The organism is Brevibacillus sp. Leaf182 (assembly GCF_001423865.2).
GTDB lineage: Bacteria > Bacillota > Bacilli > Brevibacillales > Brevibacillaceae > Brevibacillus > Brevibacillus brevis_C.
Map to the genome: position 1 here is coordinate 614,050 of NZ_LMPN02000037.1, position 18,974 is coordinate 633,023.

Genomic DNA, 18,974 nt, shown 5'->3' on the forward strand with positions numbered 1-18,974 from the left:
TTACTTACCAACTCTCTTCAACAGTCTCTGGTTTATCCAGGAGGAAAGGAGCAATCTTGCCGTATATCGGATTATCCTTGTTCACACGGACGGTGATCAAGTAGGCCGCTTCCTCTTCATTAAATTCTTGTTCCATCTCTACCCCATCCCGATGCAGAAGGGAGAGAATGTCTCCGCGCTCAACAGGAACGCGCAGCTTCATCTCATTGAAAGATTGCAGAGCAAATGACTCAATCCGGCTGAGCAGTTGCTTCAGGTCATCTTCCCGCATGGCAGAAATCAGAATCGATTCGTCTGCACGCGGCAAGTAAGATCCCTCTGCAAGCATATCTGCCTTGTTGAAAACGACTAGCTGCGGAATTTCTTCTGCTTTTAGCTCGCGCAAAATCTTGTCTACAACTTCCATGTGTACTTGAAAATCAGGGTGATGACTATCCACCACATGCAGGATGAGGTCCGCTTCCTTCACACCTTCCAGTGTCGAACGGAATGCAGCGACCAGACTCGTTGGCAAGTCCTGAATAAAACCAACTGTATCTGTTAAAAGCACATCGAGTCCGCTCGGCAACTCCAATTGCCTGGTCGTCGGGTCCAAAGTGGCAAACAGTTTGTCTTCCTGCAACGTGTTTGCATTCGTAAGCTTGTTAAGGATCGTCGACTTCCCAGCATTCGTATAGCCGACCAACGCAATCTGGAACACATTGTTTTTCTTCCGACGCTCCCGATGCAATTGTCTCGTCCGAACGGTATCCTCTAATTGCTGCTTGAGCTCACTGATCCGCTTGCGAATATGACGGCGGTCACTTTCCAGCTTGGTTTCACCTGGACCACGCGTACCGATACCGCCTCCGAGACGGGAAAGCTGTTTCCCTTGCCCGGCAAGACGCGGCAGCAAGTAGTTGTACTGCGCCAGCTCTACCTGGATTTTCCCTTCGCGCGACTGTGCACGTCCTGCAAAAATATCCAAAATGAGCTGCGTGCGATCAATCACTTTGCAATCAAAAACTTTATCCAAATTACGAGTCTGACTCGGGGACAACTCATCGTTGAAAATGATGACGTCCACATCCAGCTCTTCGGCTCTCTGCGCGATTTCATCAATTTTTCCTGTCCCCAAATACCAGGCAGAATCAACCCGGTCCCGATTCTGCGTGATGACGTCCAGTACTTCTACACCAGCAGTATCGGCCAGCTCATGCAATTCTTCCATGGAAAGACGGGTTCTTTCTTCATCCCGGTTATCTAAATAGCAACCAACCAGTATGGCTGTTTCTTGCGTTTTGATCAGATCGTTCACCGATTCACGCCCCTTCATGCACTATCATACCACATTTTGCCCAAAACGTTACGACAGCAGGGCACGTCAACTGAAATCAACTTTTAGTCATGGGTTACCTGCCGCTTTCTCCGAGAAAATCTCCTTCACAAAAAGCGGAATCGCTTTGCTAATCACTTTGCGGAGCTCCTTCTCATCATATCCATCAGGCAGGGCATCCGCCTCTTCCTTGAGGAGATCTTCATGAATGCGGAGATTCAAATTTTTCAGAATAACCCCCATGTCTTTGACGCCAAATGTCTCTTCCACTACACCTTCATCAATCAATTTGTAGAGAAACTTCTCCACACGTGCGAGCGTCACATACTGCTCTACAAACAACACTTCTTCCGATTTCGGTTGATTCGGGTCTTTCAGTGGCTTTTGACGTTTGACTTCACTAAATACATCCGTGACGATTTTGACAAATAGCTGCCGTCCAAAACGATCCCGATAATCGGCATTTTTCACGACAATGCCCTCACCGATTTCTTCATCTCGAAGCTTGCCACCTAGCGCTGTTTTGCCGACAAACGATTTGAGATGCTCTTCCCCTTGGTATTCCCCCCGATAAAAGACCGGCACGAGATGCAAGCCAAGCCGCTGCGCTTCCCTTTCCACGATAGCGAAATCCACATATTCGCAGGCAGCGGTATCGTACATATCAAATATAAAGAACTGCTTTTCATACTGAGGGTATTTGATTTTATGCGGATTCAACCACTCTCCGAAATAAACCATGCCCGCCACGATTTCCTCTTTCGGGAGCTGTTGTGTCCATTGGAAAAAGCCGTGCAGATTCTCTTCCTCATGCAATTCCATATTTCGAGAGAATGCCCGGATGCAGTTTGTTTCTTCATCGTATCGAAAGCTTGCATTCGCCCCGTCAAGCTTTTCTTGAATGATAATGGAATCGCCTTCCTTGAATACACCTTCTGTCGTTTGATGGCCGAGACGTATGACGTCCGTATATTTCTTTTGCTCCATCTTGTTCCTCCGCATATTTGGTAAAGCCCTTTATTTTGGAAGATTATATCATATTGTGGAATTTCCAACAGGAATCGTTGAAGATAACAAAACGACCATCACTCTTTTCTTACGGAGTAATGGTCGTTTTATCTGACTTGGTATCATTCTTTTGGGAAGTACCAGTAGTCAATCGAGATTACCAAGTATAATTACTGAGTCCAGCACTTGCATTTTGGTCTTGAGAGACATTTAGCTCGATGTAATAGAGCGTACCCGATTCTAACCAAACATCTTTTGTTGCGCTTCTAATACCATTATAGGAATCCTCGTAATTAATACTAACTGAAGCGATTTCTTGATCAAATCCCCAGCTAACCACTTTCATGACTCGAGCGGTAGCGGAAGTTACATTGTTTTCGATAGTAAGATTGATACGCCCATATTGCCCAGCACCGTTAATATTACTACTTTTGGCTGACTGCCCTTTTTTCGCATCGGCATAAGTTTGTTGAGGAGTGATACTAGCAGCCTCTGCTTGAGAATCAGCAACATTTGCCTTGGAGATGTTAACCGGGAACAATCCAACAATTCCAGTGAGTGCTAGGGTACTTGCTAATACAACCTTGCTGATTTTTGACATAATTACACCTCATTTCGAATTTTAAGGATAGTACTTAAGCTAGTTTATGTTATTACTTTTTAATTATCAAAATATGGATATTAATCTATTTAAACACAATTCTTCAAATAATTGCTTCTTATCGGAATTAATGTATAATATTAATATTCCTGTTATATTTCCAAAAATTTCAATTATGAAAGGAATATAATTTATGAACAAATTGTTTAACAAAGGTTCAATTTTCACGCTTATGCTCATGTTTGTTTTGGTAATAGTACCAGTAGCATCAGCAGCAGAGAAAACAGTAAATTGGAATTTCTACTTCTTTGGCTCAAACCTTACTTCGACTGAACAAATTTATCTGGACACTGATCGATCTGTTGAATACGGATGGACTAACAAAGAAGGAGGCGACGTTAGAGTTGCTATTATAACTATAGGCGATGGCAAAGAAGTAGCGTATATGACCGCCAATGCTTATGGTGGAGGTACAATTGTTGATTTGCCTAAAGGTCATTATCTTTTACGAGTAAGTGGAAGTGCTTGGACTACATCCACTGGTACTGCCTATATTAAATACTGATATTACTCTTGGGAAATAGAACAGGATAGCCGCTCAAAAAGAGCGGCTTTTTCGTTTCTTGGAGGGATATCTTTGTAGTAATTGCCGCAACAATAACTGCTGGCCCAAATTCGTTACCCATAAATGACTTGTCCAATTCGATCTCTTGCGTAAAAATTGGCAGGTTTTCCGATGTTCCTGAGTATACTTTCTGTATGATGGTCAAGGCAGGTGAAACATGTGAAGCAAGCAGGAGCCATTCCTCAAACGGAGGTGCTCGAATCTTCAAGTAGTAATAATCGAATTCAAGTTGTATTCAATCGACCAGTAAGTGTTAAGCAGCTAAATACTTTACCTGAAATAGTTCGTACCACGTCGAGTTCCAATTTAACAACTGTTTTTGAAGAATTAGAAAGCCTGATTGGTTTACATGAAGCCAAGAAAACGATCTATGAAATTTATGCGCTCATCAAAATGAATAAAGCAAGGGAACGACATGGGCTTAAAATTGAGAAGCAAGTTTTCCATATGGTTTTTAAAGGAAATCCCGGTACTGGGAAAACAACAATTGCACGCCTTTTCGGAAAGATCTTTAAGGAAATGGGTGTTTTAACGAAGGGCCATCTAACTGAAGTTGAACGTGCAGATCTCGTTGGTGAATTTATTGGACACACGGCACAAAAGACCCGTGATCTTGTTAAGAAAGCCATGGGCGGAATACTGTTTATCGATGAGGCCTACTCATTAGCTCGTGGCGGTGAAAAAGATTTTGGAAAAGAGGCTGTAGACTGTCTTACAAAATGCCTGGAGGACTTTGGCAATGATTTCGTCTGTATAATAGCAGGGTACAATGATGAAATGGATACATTCCTTGAGTTAAATCCGGGACTGCCCTCACGCTTTCCCGTCCACATCAACTTTGCTGATTATGAGGTTGATGAGTTGATGGATATTGCACATCTAATGGCAAAGAACAAGGAGTATAGAATCTCTGCTGAAGCAAGTGAAAAACTGAGAAGAAGACTGCTGACAGTAACGAGTGATCCATTTCATGTAAATTTCAGCAATGCGAGATATGTACGAAATAATATTGAAAAGGCGATACGTGTGCAAGCTGTTAGATTGCTCAAAATTCCTGACCCAACCCGTGATGATTTAATGAATCTGAAGTCTGAGGATTTTTCCATTTAGAAACAATAAAATCCCTCATTTTTTGAGGGATTCTACTTTTTTAATCTGAGCCTGTCCAAAGTGAAGCAGAGCACCACGATTCCAAGCAGTGATCCCGAGAGAAACGGAACCACTTGCTGCAAAGGATGGACGAAGGGTGAAATTCCTTTTACCAGGAATGCGTGTAAAAAGACTGTCACGATACCAAACAACCCCACTCCGAACCAGAACAACCATTTTTCCAAGGCAGGTACTTGTTTCATAGTGATCTGTTTGTTTTTCCTCGAACTTCGCGCAATGACATACAAAATAGCCAAGCCGCCGAAAAGGGTACTACCGTGTTGCAGCAGCTTGTAAACCGGCACTTGATAATGAGCGAACGAGATGGATTGTTGTAAGAACAAGAAGTGGTCAACCATACGACCACCGTCATGAGTGAAGGCGTCCCATGCGATATGACTTAAACTTCCGAGTAACGCGGAGTACATAAATACACTTGCCGTTCGCCACGCTGGCAATCTGCTTCGATTGTTTGTATAGTCCAGTCCTCGTCCAATCCACTCTGGCAAACGCGCAAGCATCGGTTTCTTGACCACGTACTGGTACAAAAAAGCTAATAGGATCGCGATAGGCAAATCAACCAGCCACAATCCGAGCATGGTGTGACTGTACACGCTGAATGGCTGCATCCGGAAGAAATACTCAAAATCCGGTGCCATACTGCCAAAAACGAGTGCAGAGAACGAAAACCACTTGCATTTGCGTAACGGCAGTACAATAGCCGGATGAGCAAAAGTAAAAGGCATGCACTTACTCCCTTTTCGTCATTAGAGTGGCAATAGATTGGCAACTACCTGCTTGCCGCTTACTTGAATCCCTTTATCCTGTTTTCCGCAATGAGCCAGATCTTTGATGAGCTGCTCCATTAATCGCTTGGCTTCCTGACTTTCCTTTTTCTCCAGTTTGACAGTCAACTGCAAGGCATCTCCGGATGAAAGAATTCGCTCTGCCTGTCTCTTTTTCGTATCGTAATCATGGTCTTCGATGTAGGCACTTAAACGAAGTTCTTTTACTTTAACTCCTTTTTCTGCTTTTCGGTTTTTGGCGTTTTCCTTGATAACCTGCTCCTTATAATTCGTTCGATTCACTAACTGACAAGGCGGCGGACTCGAAGCCAAAGAAAGACATACCAAGTCCACTCCCTGTTCTTTTGCCATTTGAAGCGCTTCTTTTGTGGAGATGATTCCGAGATCTTCCCCGTTTACGCCTGTTACTTGTACGACTGCCGCTTTTATTTTTTCATTCAGGATCATCTTGATCTCACCTAACCTGTTCATTCGATTTTCAAGGACATAATTACTTCTCCAAAGAATGCAGCGTATCCTTCCCAAGCTCGTAAATGCAAATCATTTTCATGACGAAGCCCAATCGTTTTTGTATAATAGGACAAGGCATAAACTTAGGGACGTCTATAACAAAATATTCATTAGCAAACTAATTAATTGGGGGTACTTTGGTGGAGTTTAGTTATGCAACCGCATTAACCCATTCTGCATCGCATGTAATGAAAATGCATCGGCAAAATGTAGAGTTTCTGATTCAAAAATACGACGTCTATCCCGGTCAGCCCATTCTGTTGATGCGCTTGATTGAAAAAGATGGAATGATTCAAAGAGAATTGGCCCGAAAAATCGGGGTAAAGCCCGCTACGCTTACCGTCATGATTAATCGGATGGCCAAATCGGGACTTGTCGAGCGCAGAGCAGATGAACGGGACCAACGTATCTCCCGCGTTTATCTTACCGACAAAGGTCGGATGGCTACCAAGCATGTCAAAGAAGTATTACGCGTCATTGAAGAAAATTGCTTCATCGGATTCTCAGAGGAAGAAAAAGATGTGTTGCGGGGCTTACTCGATCGGATGCACAGCAACCTCCAAGCTTTTTACTTGCAAAATACGCAACCCACTTCTGAGTTGTAAAAAGCTTCTTTCCTGGAATAATAATGAGAAAGGTTTGACAACTTGCCGTGAATAATCTAGCAAAAGAACTTGATTCCACGTCCCTAACCGGCAACAAATCACGCCGGCTGTGGATGGCTGCGATTCTAGGGTCACTTTCTGCTTTTGGTCCACTGTCCCTAGATATGTATTTACCTGCGCTTCCTATGCTTGCCGATGATTTGCAGACGAGCACCTCCATGACTCAACTGAGTTTGACAGCATGCATGCTCGGCCTGTCCATTGGTCAATTGTTCGCGGGGCCGATCAGCGATGTACGCGGTCGAAGAATCCCTTTAATTATCGGGCTCATTTTGTATGCGGTCTCTTCCTTTTTGTGTGCGGTAGCTCCCTCTATTTATACGTTCGTCTTGCTTCGCTTCGTACAAGGTCTTGCTGGTTCTGCGGGAATTGTTATCGCCCGCGCTACGGTTCGCGATTTGTACTCAGGGACAGAGCTGACAAAGTTTTTCGCCCTCTTGATGCTTATTAACGGGATCGCCCCGATCGCGGCACCAATTGTAGGGGGCCAAATTTTGCAATTTACTACCTGGCACGGCGTGTTTGTCGTACTAGGGCTGATTGGCGCTATCATGTTCTTCGTCGTGCTGCTCGCTCTTCCAGAAACATTGCCACAAGAGCGCCGCTCCAAGGGGGGAATCGGCAATACACTGACAACCTTTGGTACCCTGCTGAAAGATCGCGTTTTTATGGGGTACGCCATCGCGCAAGGACTGGTGACTGCTGCCATGTTTGCGTACATCGCCGGTTCGCCCTTTGTGTTTCAAAAAATATTTGAAGTGTCTCCACAAACGTTTAGTCTCATTTTCGCGATTAATGGTGTAGGCATTATTATTGCGAGTCAAATCACAGGAAAGCTTGCAGGGAAAGTGAAAGAAACTTCCTTGTTCATAGCTGGGATTACCATTGCGGGAGTCGGTGGAATCCTCCTTTTGGCGATGATTCTCCTACAAGCTGGTCTTATTGCTGTGCTCGTTCCCCTTTTCTTTGTCGTATCGAGTGTAGGGATTGTGGGCGCGACAGGATTTTCCCTTGCCATGCAAAATCAAAGCAAGGCGGCAGGAAGTGCATCGGCTCTCCAGGGGCTACTCTCCTTCATTAGCGGCGGAATTGTCGCTCCACTTGTGGGAATCAGCGGCGAACATACCGCAGTACCTATGGGAATTATCATCGCTCTTTCTACGATTGGCGCCATTATCTGCTACATAGTCATGGTTCGTCGGAGTTCATCAGCGGCCTGATCAATTCTCTTGTTGCAAACGTATGTTCCGTGTATTACAATCACATTATGGGCCATAATAGTAAGTGGGTTTGAAGAGTTGGTCATATGAAAACCAAGGGAGATGTTGACACATGGCATTGCGTTTGATTCCTTACATCGTTCTGAATGGTACTGCAAGTGAAGCGATCAGCTTTTACGAGAGTGCGCTAGGTGCTGAAGTGCTGTTCAAGCAAACCTTCGGTGAAATGCCAGAAAATCCGGAGTTCCCATTACCTGCAGAAGCCAAGAATCGTATTGGGCATGCTACTATTCGTGTCGGTGAAACGGAAATGATGTTTTCCGATACCTTTCCAGGACAACCGCATCAACTTGGTGATCAAGTGACCATTTGCATCTCAACCGATGATAAAGAACAATCTCATAAGATTTTTGATGCCCTGCAAGAAGGCGGTCAAGTGCTTATGCCTCTGCAAGAAACGTTCTTCAGCCCAGCTTACGGCAATGTGAAGGACAAGTTCGGCATTACGTTCCAAATTTACACGAATAATCATTGCATGGAGTAATGTGAAAGCCCTGTTCGCTTCAACGGCGACAGGGCTTTTTTATTGAAAAAAGATGCGTCAGATCATAAAAAAAGAGCCAGGATCACATGTATCCTGGCTGCTGGTATTGCTTCGCTTACTGTTGGTTGTTTTCCTGAGACATGAGCGATACAGGGCGTTGCGGAGTGAAAGTGGAGATCGCATGCTTGTATACTAATTGTTGCTTGCCTTCGCTATCAATCACAATCGTGAAATTATCGAATGCTTTAATATACCCGCGCAATTGAAATCCGTTCACAAGGTAAATGGTAACCGCGATGTTTTCTTTCCGCAAATGATTCAAGAACGTATCTTGAATGTTGATCGTCTGTTTCATGTACACTACCCCCTAAAAGGACTTGTATGTTATATATTCGGCAATTGTTGAAACTTTCCTGCCAATATTCGCTTGATAGTTTCCACGTTATTCCTCTGCTCAACCGGATCAGTCATGTCAAACCATTGAATTTCTGCTATTCGACGGAACCAAGAAAGCTGGCGTTTAGCAAAATGGCGTGTTCGCTGCTGTATGTCGTTCACTGCTTTCTCTAGCGTGATTTCTCCATACAGATAAGGAATCAGCTCCTTGTACCCCAAGCCTTGCATGGAGACCAACGACGCGTCGTAGCCAGAATCCAGGAGCCCCCTCACTTCCTCAACCAATCCCGCTTCGATCATCAGTTCGACCCGGTGGTTGATTCGTTCATACAGCTTTGCACGATCCATCGTAAGACCGATCATCACCAAATCATAAGGTGAATGCTGTGCCCGCAGTTGAAAGTCGGACATTTTGTACCCACTGCTCTCATAAATCTCCAATGCACGAATCACCCGCTTTACATCATTAGGATGCAAGCGTTCGGCTGTAATCGGATCGACATCGGCCAGTCTGGCGTGCAGTGCTTCCACGCCTTCGCTGTCAGCCAATCTTTGCAGACGATCACGGAGCTCAGGGTCTTGAGAAGTGGTGGAAAACTGAAATCGATGGGTAACCGATTCTATGTACAGACCTGTCCCGCCGACGATAAACGGAAGTTTGCCACGTTGGTTGATGTCTGTAATCAATTCTGCGGCACTTTCCTGAAACATCGCGACAGAGTATTCTTCGTCTGGATTTTTAATATCAATGAGGTGATGCGGTATTTTCGCAAGCTCCTCAGGTTCTGCTTTTGCGGTGCCAATATCCATTCCCCGGTATACTTGCATGGAATCTCCGGAAATGATCTCACCGTCGAACTGTTCGGCCAGCTCCAAACTAAGCTGGGTTTTGCCGACCGCTGTAGGGCCAATAATCACGACTAGCCTTTCTCTCTGTTGCAAGGTCACTCCCCTCCACCTATCTCTTTGTAGCTGTACACGACCTGCTGGCCGCGGGAGCGAAACGGCGTAAAACCAAAGCGCTCGTACATCCTACCTTCTTTTCCTTCTTTCATTACCACACGTTTTCTCGCAACTCGTTGCGCTTCCAAAACAGCCTCTTCAGAAAGAGCATCTGGATTGGCAAGCTCCCGGACTCCGGCGATCCCCGACGAGCTTTGTACAGTTACTTCGAACATAGGATCGAAATAAACGACGTCGAAGGAACGGGCAGGCAGTCCTCTCAGCACTTCTAGATGGTTGCCACATCGCACCTCAATACGACGCATGGCTTGCTCCAATTCTTCCGCATCAGATGACCAGTGCCGCAGTCCATCTTCTACCAAGATGGCTAGCAATCGCTCAGATTCGATGCCAACGACTTTCCCATTTGCACCTGTCGCATGAGAAAATACTATAGCGTCAGCACCCAAACCCAAGGTTGCGTCCAGCACTTCATCCCCTGGTTGAATTTGGCAAGCAACAAGCATAGTATCAGTATCGCCGCGCATGAGCCGCTTTATACGAAAAGCAGATGTATTCGGATGAAAAAAGAATGGTTTTTTCCCCGGCACTTCCAAACGTGCTCCAAGAGCGGAAACCACCAATACTTCTTCTCCCCCATATCGCTTGCGCATTTGACCCAATGAAAAATCGCGTCGATTCACAACCTGTAGCCCCAATGTACTAGCCAATTCAGCTGCGTGACGCAAGGTTTCTTCACCAGGCTCAAGTCCTGTCGTAACAATCACGCCTTTGTTCCCTTCCTTACGTCTTCGCCCTTTTTGACAAGAACTGCTGTTCTAGAAAAACGACTCGACGGTTTTTACATAAACGGTAACGATCATATTATTGTAAGCAGGATTAATTTGCCGGTCAAATAGAATCTGAACCAAACTGTTTTCCTATTCGCTATGACAATCATACCATTTTTTATGAAAGCGCGTCGGACTGTAGTATGATTTTCCAGTCCATCCGTTTTCACCGATGTAAAAAAGACCCGCAAAGTACCGTGGGTCTTCTTACAAATGGGCATACGTCATGCGTATGAAAAAGCTATCTCCACTCCTCGACTGCAAGGTTCGCCTGTTTGATCTTGTCCAGCCTGCGGTTATTTAACAGACCGAGATTGTAATAAATAATCGATTGCGCACCTGCATCCACCGCAGTTTTCACCCTCGCTGCCAAATCGACTGCTGACTGGATTTGAGTATGATGCAGGGAAAAAGCCGCCCCCAACGTTGCTTCTGGGGCTACGAGCTTGATCGCATGAAACGTATACGCCACCTCATTGACACTGTCTCCGTAGGCGAGAGGAACGATACGATCGAGAGTAGCCGCAGCTTTTCGCAACGAAACCCCTTCCCAATAGGACTGATTCACGTAAAACGGTGTCGAGGACGGAAAGCCATCCAATGCGGTCCCCTTACTCTGCGCGATTTCCTTCAGGCTCCTCCATAACCCATCTACTACTTCCAGACGGGTTTGCTGATAGTGATACAATTCCGGGTATTCCAGCAGTAAAAAGGCAACTTCTCTCACTTCAGCGGCTACTTGCGAGATGGAATCGGCATCCACCATTTGACTGACTAGCCTTGATACAAGTTGTCTGACTGCTTCAACATCGATTTTCTTCGATTCGGCACGCTCTGTACAAGCTCCGCAAAAACAGAGCGAGAGTAACCATTGTAGAGATTCTCCTAACGGCAGGAGGCATACTTCATGATGTTCGCCATGCTTCATCGGCAAAAAGGCGGTTGCTTCGATCAAAATCCGTTCTGGGTTGACCTGCTCTAGCGTATCTGTAAAAAGCGCCTTGGCGTAATGCTGAACCTCAGGCTGCGATGGACATAATGCGTATGTGTATGTATCGCCCCAAATGTTTTGCACACAAAGATCTGGGTGAGCCAAACCAAGCGTAGAATTGTGAAGGCCAACCCACCATGTATGAAACCCCATCCCTGCCTGCTCACAAGCTTCTTTCATTTTGGCAAGAATGCCTGCTTGCGCGATTTGTTCGTGTACAGTCGGGCGCAAACGGTTGTACTTCGACCATTCAGGCGTAAACGATACTCCTGAAAACGGCAGCCTGCGAAACGTTTTGCTTCGTGGGTGAAAAAATCTCCCCTGATGGTAGCTGCTATTGACCACTGCTGTATTGCATCTGGCTTCTTGCAATGTTTGCATCATCGCTTCGATACCACTCTCGGCTATATCCCACGGATAAATAAACATCCCGGTTTGGCGTGATGAACTCATTTCGTTTCACCTCGTTTTTGCAAGTAATCATAAGTCAGTGTTTGTCTAAAATCAATACCGGTTTTTAAATTTTCTGAATAGACCATCCAAAGAAACACCCCCTAAGGAGTTGTCCCAGGGAGTGTCTGTTACATCACACGCTTAAACATTTTTTCTAAGTCATAACCAGTAAAATGAATCACAATCGGCCTGCCGTGTGGGCACGTATACGGACTGCTCGTCTTGCGCAACTGGTTCAGCAAGCTTTCCATTTCTGCATGTGTCAGGAAGCGATTCGCTTTAATCGATGCTTTACAAGACATCATGATGGCAGCTTTTTCGCGCATCAGCACGACATTGGCTTGGGCGTTTTCGCCCGTTTCCAGTACAAATTGAATGAGCTCCTCAATGACTTCCAGCTCCGCCCCTTCTGGGAACCAATGTGGATGAGCGCGAACAATAAAGGTCCGTCCACCGAACGCCTCGATCTCCAAACCAAACGATTGCAAAAGCGACAGTCGCTTTTCCAGTTTACTTGCCTCTGCCGCCGTATACTCCACCGTATGTGGAAACAGCATGATCTGGCTGGAAATGTCCTCTTCTGCAAGCTTGCCCATGAAATACTCGTAAAATATCCGCTCCTGCGCGGCATGTTGATCGATTAAATACATGCCCTCGTCATTTTGCGCGACGATGTAGGTGCCATGTACTTGACCAACTGGGTACATAACGGGAACAGGCGAATCCGTCTCATTTTCATTGGTTGCTTCCGGGAGTGGCTGTGTTTGTTCGGTACCTGCCCCAACTGAATTGTCCATGCTGCTGATTTCATTTAATGGATGCACGGGAGATGGTGCCTGGGCAATGTCCAATTGTGACGGAAGCTTAGTCTCGTAAGGTTGGAAAGCTTCCTTCGTGGGCATTTGATCCAGCAGAGTCGCCTGCGTGATTTCATGCGGGATAGCCTCTACTTTTGCAGACTCCCGCTTTTCATAGTTGGCTGTGGTCTCCCTCACCGTGCCATTCTCAATGGATGGTGCGATATGCGGCACTACTTCCACGTGCTTACTTGTCATTTCCTGCTTGGCCATCCATTCCTGTAGTCGGGGACTCGCTGCTAATAATGACGATTGCGGTGTTTCAGGCTTGCTGATTTGCAGGTCAAACTGCGGTTGAACGACCTGAGTGACGACCTTAGCTTTCGGCTGCGTAGTCATGGGTCTGACAATTCCTAAGCCTTGTCGCAATGTCTCTTTTACCGATTGTTCTATTGCGCTGCACAATTCATCTTCTTTACTGAATCTCGCCTCTAGTTTGGCAGGATGTACGTTCACATCGACCAGTGACGGATCCATCTCGATCTGCAAAGCCACAATCGGATAACGGCCAATGGGCAACAATGTATGATAACCGCGCATGATCGCATTGTTGATTGAATAGCTGCGCACATACCGACCGTTTACCAGCGTCGAAAGGTAGGAGCGATTCGCCCTTGTCACTTCCGTCTTCGAAAGATAACCAGACCACTTATAGTCGAGGGTCTCCCCTGCAATGGGTAGCAACAGCTTCGCTACCTGCACGCCGTAGATTGCCGCCATGACGTGCAGCAGCTTTCCGTCGCCAGACGTTTGCAAAAGTGTCTTGCCGTTATGAGTCAGAAGGAAGGAGATCGACGGATGCGTGAGTGCAAGCCGATTCACATAATCGGAAATGTGTCCGACTTCCGTAGCGATCGACTTCATGTATTTCAAGCGAGCAGGTGTGTTGAAAAACAAGCTGCGTACACATACTTCCGTCCCTTTTACAGCGGCTTTATCGGATATCGTTCCGAGTTGCCCACCTTCAATCAAGAGATGAGTACCTACCTCACTACTGGACGTACTGCTCGTAAGCTCCATGCGCGAGACTGCCGCAATACTCGGCAGAGCCTCGCCACGAAAGCCCAGTGTACGAATACGGAACAAATCACGAGCGTTGCTGATTTTACTGGTGGCATGGCGCTCAAAAGCCAGTTGACAATCTTCCCGATCCATCCCTTTCCCATTGTCAACGATCCGAATCATCTCCAGACCGCCTTCCTCAACGTGGATCTCAATTGTCGTCGCACTGGCATCAATGGCATTTTCGACCAGCTCTTTGACAACTGAAGCCGGTCTTTCCACTACTTCCCCTGCAGCAATCATATTGGCGAGATGCTCATCTAAAACGTGAATGGTTCCCATGAGTGCCTCCCCTCCGGACGAACCCTATCGCTTTTTTAATTGCTGTTTCCATGCATATAGCTTCATCATGGCGTCCATTGGCGTCGTTGAATTCAAATCCAGCTCGCGCAGTTCATCCATAATTGCTTCTTCCTCGGCCGAATGGAACTGCATCGGTTCTTCACGCACCGCAGCAACTGGAGCCGTCCATAGCGATTCGAGCGACATTTGCACGTCACTCGCTGCATTACCAGTCCCTGCACTCCCATTCGCTTCAAGTCCGGTTAAGATACTGCGCGCCCGCTCAATGACCCAGGTCGGCATTTCAGCCAGCTCTGCCACATGGATTCCATAACTTTTATCGGCTCGTCCTTCTTCAATTTTATGAAGGAACAAGAGCTTTCCTTCCCGTTCTTCGCATCGAGCATTGACATTCACGACACCACTCAACGTCTCTGCTAGCCCGGTCAACTCGTGGTAGTGTGTGGAGAAGAGCGTTTTGGCACCGATTTTTTGGCAAATGTACTCAATGACTGCTTGTGCAAGCGCCATTCCATCGTACGTCGAAGTCCCGCGGCCAATTTCATCGAGCAGGATCAAGCTCTTCGCTGTCGCTTTTTGCAGGGCGTGTCTGGTCTCCAGCATTTCCACCATAAACGTACTGTGCCCGCCAACCAAATCGTCGGCTGCCCCAATCCGAGTAAAAATCTGATCGACTATCGCCAGCTTGGCCTCTTTAGCCGGAACGAAGCAACCGATCTGTGCCATCACCGTGATCAAGGCGATCTGTCTCATGTACGTACTCTTACCCGCCATATTTGGACCCGTAATGAGCAAAACTTGACGATTCGTCTGATCCATCTCCACGTCATTTGCCACGTATTTTTCGCGCTCCAGAACAGCTTCTACTACTGGATGACGCCCTTCTCTAATGACGTATTCGCCGTTTTCCACAAGCTCCGGGCGTATAAAACCGCGCTCGTCACTTACCGTAGCAAATGCCTGGAGAACGTCCACAGATGCAATGCGCTCAGCGAGATTCTGCAGTCTTGGTATATGCTTCGCAACTTCGCTTCTTACCGCCACGAACAGTTGGTATTCCAACTCAATCATCTTTTCTTCCGCTTCAAGAATGAGCGCTTCGCGTTCCTTCAACTCTGGTGTAATGTACCGCTCTGCATTCGCCAAAGTCTGCTTGCGCTCATACCGCCCCGCCGGAACGTTGGCGATATTGGACTTCGATATTTCGATGTAGTAGCCAAACACCTTATTGAAGCCTACTTTGAGCGAACGAATCCCTGTCGCTTCCCGTTCTCCCTGCTCCAGTTGGGCAATCCACGTCTTACCTTCACGACTTGCCGTATGGAGCTTGTCCAAGTACTCATCGTATCCCGTACGAAGCATACCGCCTTCACGAACCGATATCGGCGGATCATCTACGAGTGCATGAGCCAAATAGTTGACGATGTCTGTACACTCATCCATCCCTTGCGCCAGTTCCATCAATACCGGCGTATTCGTTTGGATCATATACTGCTTCAGCTCTGGAACAGCTTCCAAAGACATCCGCAGTTGAATGAGATCTCGTGCGTTCGCATTCCCATAGGAAATACGACCCGCCAGACGCTCCAAATCATAGACACGATCCAAGCAAGTCCGCAAATCGGAGCGAAGTAGCATGTCACCCTTCAAGGCTTCCACAGCGCTCAGACGTGCCTCCAACTGATCGCGACTGAGCAATGGACGCTCAATCCATCTGCGCAAAAGACGACCACCCATTGCGGTTTGAGTCCGATCCAACAGCCACAACAGAGAGCCCTTTTTCGTCTTATCGCGAATGGTCTCTGTCAATTCCAAATTGCGTCTAGAAAAGCCGTCCATTTGCAGATACTGCTTTGCATCGTACTGCTTTAACAGGCGCATATGGGCAAGACTGCGTTTTTGGGTCGTCCCTATGTAGAACAAGAGAGCATTGACCGCCGCTCGCATGGACATATCCAGCCCTTTTGCCTGCTCCGCATATTGACTATCCACTGCAAATGCGTCCAGTTGGTGGGCATCCACGACAGTAGATGGCAGTGCTGTCTTCGGCAAAACAGCGAGGCCAAAAAAGACGAGCTCCTTGGGGCGATATTGCAAGGCTTCATCCAGAACAGCCTCTGCTTGTCCCACCAAAGAGGTAACGTACATCTCACCTGTACTCATATCACACGCAGCAACACCTGTTCGCCCTTCTACTTGGGCTAATGCTGCCATGTAATTGTTTTCCTTATCCGTCAGCCATTTGCCTTCCATCATCGTTCCCGGAGTAATGACGCGTGTAACTTCCCGGCGAACGACCCCTTTGGCTTCTTTTGGATCTTCGACTTGCTCGCAAACAGCTACTTTATGGCCTTTTTTCAGTAGCTCTGCAATATAGCCATCTGCCGCATGATGTGGAACACCACACATTGGTATGCGTTCAGAACCACCACCATCACGTCCCGTCAGTGTAATTTCCAGCTCACGGGACGCAAGAATGGCATCATCAAAAAACAGTTCATAAAAATCGCCTAAGCGAAAAAATAAGAAAGTATCCGGATAATCTTTTTTGATAGCCAGATACTGTTGAATCATCGGGGTATATTGAGCCATGATTTTCTTCTCCTAGCCTACTAATTCTCGTCGCTATTATATCATGATTGTACGGTAATGTTGACCCTTCATCCGATGGTAGATCTGTTTATTGTAACTTCCATGTCTTGCGAAGGTCTTCATCCGTTCTCCACGATTGGCTTTCGATTAAAAAAGAAAAGTAGCGATCCAAATGAATTCGTGACAGCGTATAGCCTGGTAGCTCCTTTAATTCTTGCCAGACTTGGGCAACGTACGGCAGGAGCTTTTCTTTTTCGCCCTGGTAGTATGCTTTGATGAGCGGGAGCTTTAGATGAGGCATCGCTTGTAGCTTTTCGTGGTTGGTTGCAACCAAATGGGCCAAATGAAGAATACCTCGAGTGACAAGGGGATCAACGAGCCAACTGGGGAGTGTACGATATTCGAAACCATATTCCTTCTCCCTTACATCCCCCAAAAATCCATATCGCTCTCTGCGGCTCATACAGCCTGCATCCTCAATCAGAACAAGGGGAAGAGCCAGGTACGCATCCAACTTTCGCCGAAGAGAAAAAGTAGGGGTAAGCCCGCCAAAATGAATATGCCCGCCGATTGGATAACCTTGAAACGGCATTCCGCCAGCGAGCCATTCGATAGACGAGTTTCCTATTTTTTGGTATGCGAGTGCCAGATTATCATAGATATGCATAAATAATTGATCAGGGTCCTCTGATGGCGCAGGTCTCAACTCTGCAACCGGGTGCTGATGGAGACCTAATTCTTCTCGATAACGTGTCGTATCACATCCAACCGTCCCATTGATGCTCAGAAAGTCAGAAGCAAGTGCCATCTCTCCTGTTGGCTTGCGTAAAGCAAACTCGGGATCAGCCCCCATGCTTTGCAGCTTTTGCGGCTGTTTGCGCATCCGGCCTTCCCACCACTCTCGAGCCCGCTGCATATATTCGTCAGCATGCTTGGCTGGCCAATTTGGTTCCACCTCGACGACCTTCAGTCGATGGGGAGAAGCCGCCATGATCGTCACTTGACCCGCATCGGCTCCAGCGGCATACAAACTGCGAGCAGCCAGCCCTTGCACCACCTGAACCTCTGTTTCGGTAGAAGGCAAGGAGACGGAATACCATTCGGGTTCCTCCATCCGGTGCAGCAACCACTGTGATTGTTCCTCACTCCTGGCGATATCCAGTACATAGTCTTGGTAAAGACAGATCCTATATGTCCGCCAGCCCGGTCGCGCTGCTTTTCCTGTTGTTACAGGAATTCTCCCCTGTCGCAGTAACCAGCGCCCTATTTCCGGACGATGCAAATAGGCAACGACTTCTTTCGCGTTGGCCGTCATTGGTTGTGTTACTGGCATTTCCTGCTTGTTAGCTCGCTGACTCGCCTTCGTGCGTAGAATCATGCCTTCCACACTCCCCCGCTATTCTCTCGTTATCTTATGACTGCGCCTAGAAAAAAGTGTGAATGGTGAGCATCCGAAAAAAGAAAAAAGAGGAGATAATTTCTCCTCTTTAGTCGAGCTCGTCGAGTAGCGTAGCGGAATCAAAGTCTTCAAACTCGTCACTGTTATCTTCAAAGTCGTCAACCAGATGAAACTCTTTTTCATCACAACTATTGCAGACAACAACGCACACCTTTGTTTCCCCAATGACCTCTACTGCATATTCGCTTTCAACTCTGACTGTGATTGTGCCACCACCACTTAACTCTGCTTTTATGCACTTCGGTTGCTCCACGGCGCGTGCTACGATTTCCAGATCGCCTCTGCAGTTCTTGTCGAAGAACGTAAGCGGTACGAGTACGGAGAACTGAACAGTTTCCCGCTTGACTTCGGTTTGCGTGTTATTAGCAAACGAAAACCACAGGTTGACGTCATACGTACCAGATACTTCAACGGCATCTCCGACTTTCTCTGCTTGGAAGTTCGTGTTTATAATCCAGCATCCGAGGATCGTCGAAGGAGTTTGCGACGGTATGATGGTGTGGGTGGTAATAGAAAATTTATGGCCTTTGCCGCAGACTGCTTTCGCGATAAGTTCCCGGCACTGTAGATCTTTGTCTATACCCGACATTTCGTTACCTCCTCCATACAACGTTTCTGTACATTT

Annotated in this window: 18 protein-coding genes; 5 read left to right on the plus strand and 13 right to left on the minus strand. The window is 46.8% G+C overall.

Annotated features, from left to right (window positions below; translation table 11 throughout):
• Positions 1-4: 4 nt before the first annotated feature.
• The 3 genes from hflX to ASG16_RS29790 all read right to left on the minus strand — a co-directional run bounded on the left by hflX (position 5) and on the right by ASG16_RS29790 (position 2,924).
• Entirely contained in the window at positions 5-1,297 is a 1,293-nt protein-coding gene (gene hflX, locus ASG16_RS29780) for a GTPase HflX (protein WP_048033361.1), read from the minus strand.
• An 87-nt stretch (positions 1,298-1,384) separates the two neighbouring features.
• Positions 1,385-2,302 (minus strand): RNA ligase family protein, encoded by a 918-nt coding sequence (locus tag ASG16_RS29785; protein ID WP_056488236.1) that lies wholly within the window; start codon positions 2,300-2,302, stop codon positions 1,385-1,387.
• 178 nt (positions 2,303-2,480) lie between these two features.
• A complete protein-coding gene (locus ASG16_RS29790; protein ID WP_056488239.1) occupies positions 2,481-2,924 on the minus strand; it encodes a hypothetical protein in 444 nt (147 codons plus the stop codon).
• Between the two features lie 193 nt (positions 2,925-3,117).
• Between ASG16_RS29790 and ASG16_RS29795 the strand changes: the two genes are divergently transcribed.
• Together ASG16_RS29795 and ASG16_RS29805 are read left to right on the plus strand one after the other, a co-directional pair.
• Positions 3,118-3,489, plus strand: coding sequence for a hypothetical protein (locus tag ASG16_RS29795; RefSeq protein WP_056488242.1), 372 nt, complete (start codon positions 3,118-3,120; stop codon positions 3,487-3,489).
• Between the two features lie 219 nt (positions 3,490-3,708).
• Positions 3,709-4,659: an AAA family ATPase gene (locus ASG16_RS29805; RefSeq protein ID WP_048033366.1), complete on the plus strand. Its 951-nt coding sequence runs from the start codon at positions 3,709-3,711 to the stop codon at positions 4,657-4,659.
• 32 nt (positions 4,660-4,691) lie between these two features.
• Here ASG16_RS29805 and ASG16_RS29810 read toward each other — a convergent pair whose 3' ends face one another.
• Positions 4,692-5,444, minus strand: coding sequence for a DUF4184 family protein (locus ASG16_RS29810; RefSeq protein ID WP_056488249.1), 753 nt, complete (start codon positions 5,442-5,444; stop codon positions 4,692-4,694).
• 21 nt (positions 5,445-5,465) lie between these two features.
• The gene (gene infC, locus ASG16_RS29815; RefSeq protein ID WP_056488252.1) at positions 5,466-5,951 is read right to left on the minus strand and encodes a translation initiation factor IF-3; all 486 of its coding nucleotides are present in this window, start codon (positions 5,949-5,951) and stop codon (positions 5,466-5,468) included.
• Positions 5,952-6,151: 200 nt separating this feature from the next.
• Between infC and ASG16_RS29820 the strand changes: the two genes are divergently transcribed.
• The 3 genes from ASG16_RS29820 (at position 6,152) to ASG16_RS29830 (ending at position 8,443) form a co-directional block, all read left to right on the plus strand.
• Positions 6,152-6,619: a MarR family winged helix-turn-helix transcriptional regulator gene (locus tag ASG16_RS29820; protein ID WP_198674289.1), complete on the plus strand. Its 468-nt coding sequence runs from the start codon at positions 6,152-6,154 to the stop codon at positions 6,617-6,619.
• Positions 6,620-6,666: 47 nt separating this feature from the next.
• A complete protein-coding gene (locus ASG16_RS29825) occupies positions 6,667-7,899 on the plus strand; it encodes a multidrug effflux MFS transporter (RefSeq protein WP_056488255.1) in 1,233 nt (410 codons plus the stop codon).
• Positions 7,900-8,011: 112 nt separating this feature from the next.
• Positions 8,012-8,443 carry a VOC family protein gene (locus tag ASG16_RS29830; RefSeq protein ID WP_048033370.1) on the plus strand — a complete coding sequence of 144 codons (432 nt, stop codon included), beginning with the start codon at positions 8,012-8,014 and terminating at the stop codon, positions 8,441-8,443.
• 115 nt (positions 8,444-8,558) lie between these two features.
• Here the strand turns inward: ASG16_RS29830 and hfq are convergent, their stop codons facing one another.
• The 8 genes from hfq to cotE all read right to left on the minus strand — a co-directional run bounded on the left by hfq (position 8,559) and on the right by cotE (position 18,938).
• Positions 8,559-8,798 carry an RNA chaperone Hfq gene (gene hfq, locus ASG16_RS29835; RefSeq protein WP_007719110.1) on the minus strand — a complete coding sequence of 80 codons (240 nt, stop codon included), beginning with the start codon at positions 8,796-8,798 and terminating at the stop codon, positions 8,559-8,561.
• Positions 8,799-8,827: 29 nt separating this feature from the next.
• A complete protein-coding gene (gene miaA / locus ASG16_RS29840; protein WP_056488258.1) occupies positions 8,828-9,787 on the minus strand; it encodes a tRNA (adenosine(37)-N6)-dimethylallyltransferase MiaA in 960 nt (319 codons plus the stop codon).
• A complete protein-coding gene (locus tag ASG16_RS29845) occupies positions 9,784-10,569 on the minus strand; it encodes a class I SAM-dependent methyltransferase (protein ID WP_056488261.1) in 786 nt (261 codons plus the stop codon). The genes miaA and ASG16_RS29845 overlap by 4 nt, the downstream gene beginning before the upstream one ends.
• A 304-nt stretch (positions 10,570-10,873) precedes the next feature.
• Positions 10,874-12,076, minus strand: a complete 1,203-nt coding sequence (locus ASG16_RS29850) for an alpha-amylase family protein (protein ID WP_056488264.1) — start codon at positions 12,074-12,076, stop codon at positions 10,874-10,876.
• A gap of 128 nt (positions 12,077-12,204) precedes the next feature.
• Positions 12,205-14,277 (minus strand): DNA mismatch repair endonuclease MutL, encoded by a 2,073-nt coding sequence (gene mutL / locus ASG16_RS29855; RefSeq protein WP_056488267.1) that lies wholly within the window; start codon positions 14,275-14,277, stop codon positions 12,205-12,207.
• A gap of 24 nt (positions 14,278-14,301) precedes the next feature.
• Complete coding sequence (mutS, locus tag ASG16_RS29860) at positions 14,302-16,890, minus strand: DNA mismatch repair protein MutS (RefSeq protein WP_056488270.1); 2,589 nt, start codon at positions 16,888-16,890, stop codon at positions 14,302-14,304.
• An 88-nt stretch (positions 16,891-16,978) separates the two neighbouring features.
• The gene (locus tag ASG16_RS29865) at positions 16,979-18,268 is read right to left on the minus strand and encodes a putative amidoligase domain-containing protein (protein WP_056488273.1); all 1,290 of its coding nucleotides are present in this window, start codon (positions 18,266-18,268) and stop codon (positions 16,979-16,981) included.
• Between the two features lie 109 nt (positions 18,269-18,377).
• The gene (gene cotE / locus ASG16_RS29870) at positions 18,378-18,938 is read right to left on the minus strand and encodes an outer spore coat protein CotE (protein ID WP_048033376.1); all 561 of its coding nucleotides are present in this window, start codon (positions 18,936-18,938) and stop codon (positions 18,378-18,380) included.
• Between the last annotated feature and the right edge of the window lie 36 nt (positions 18,939-18,974).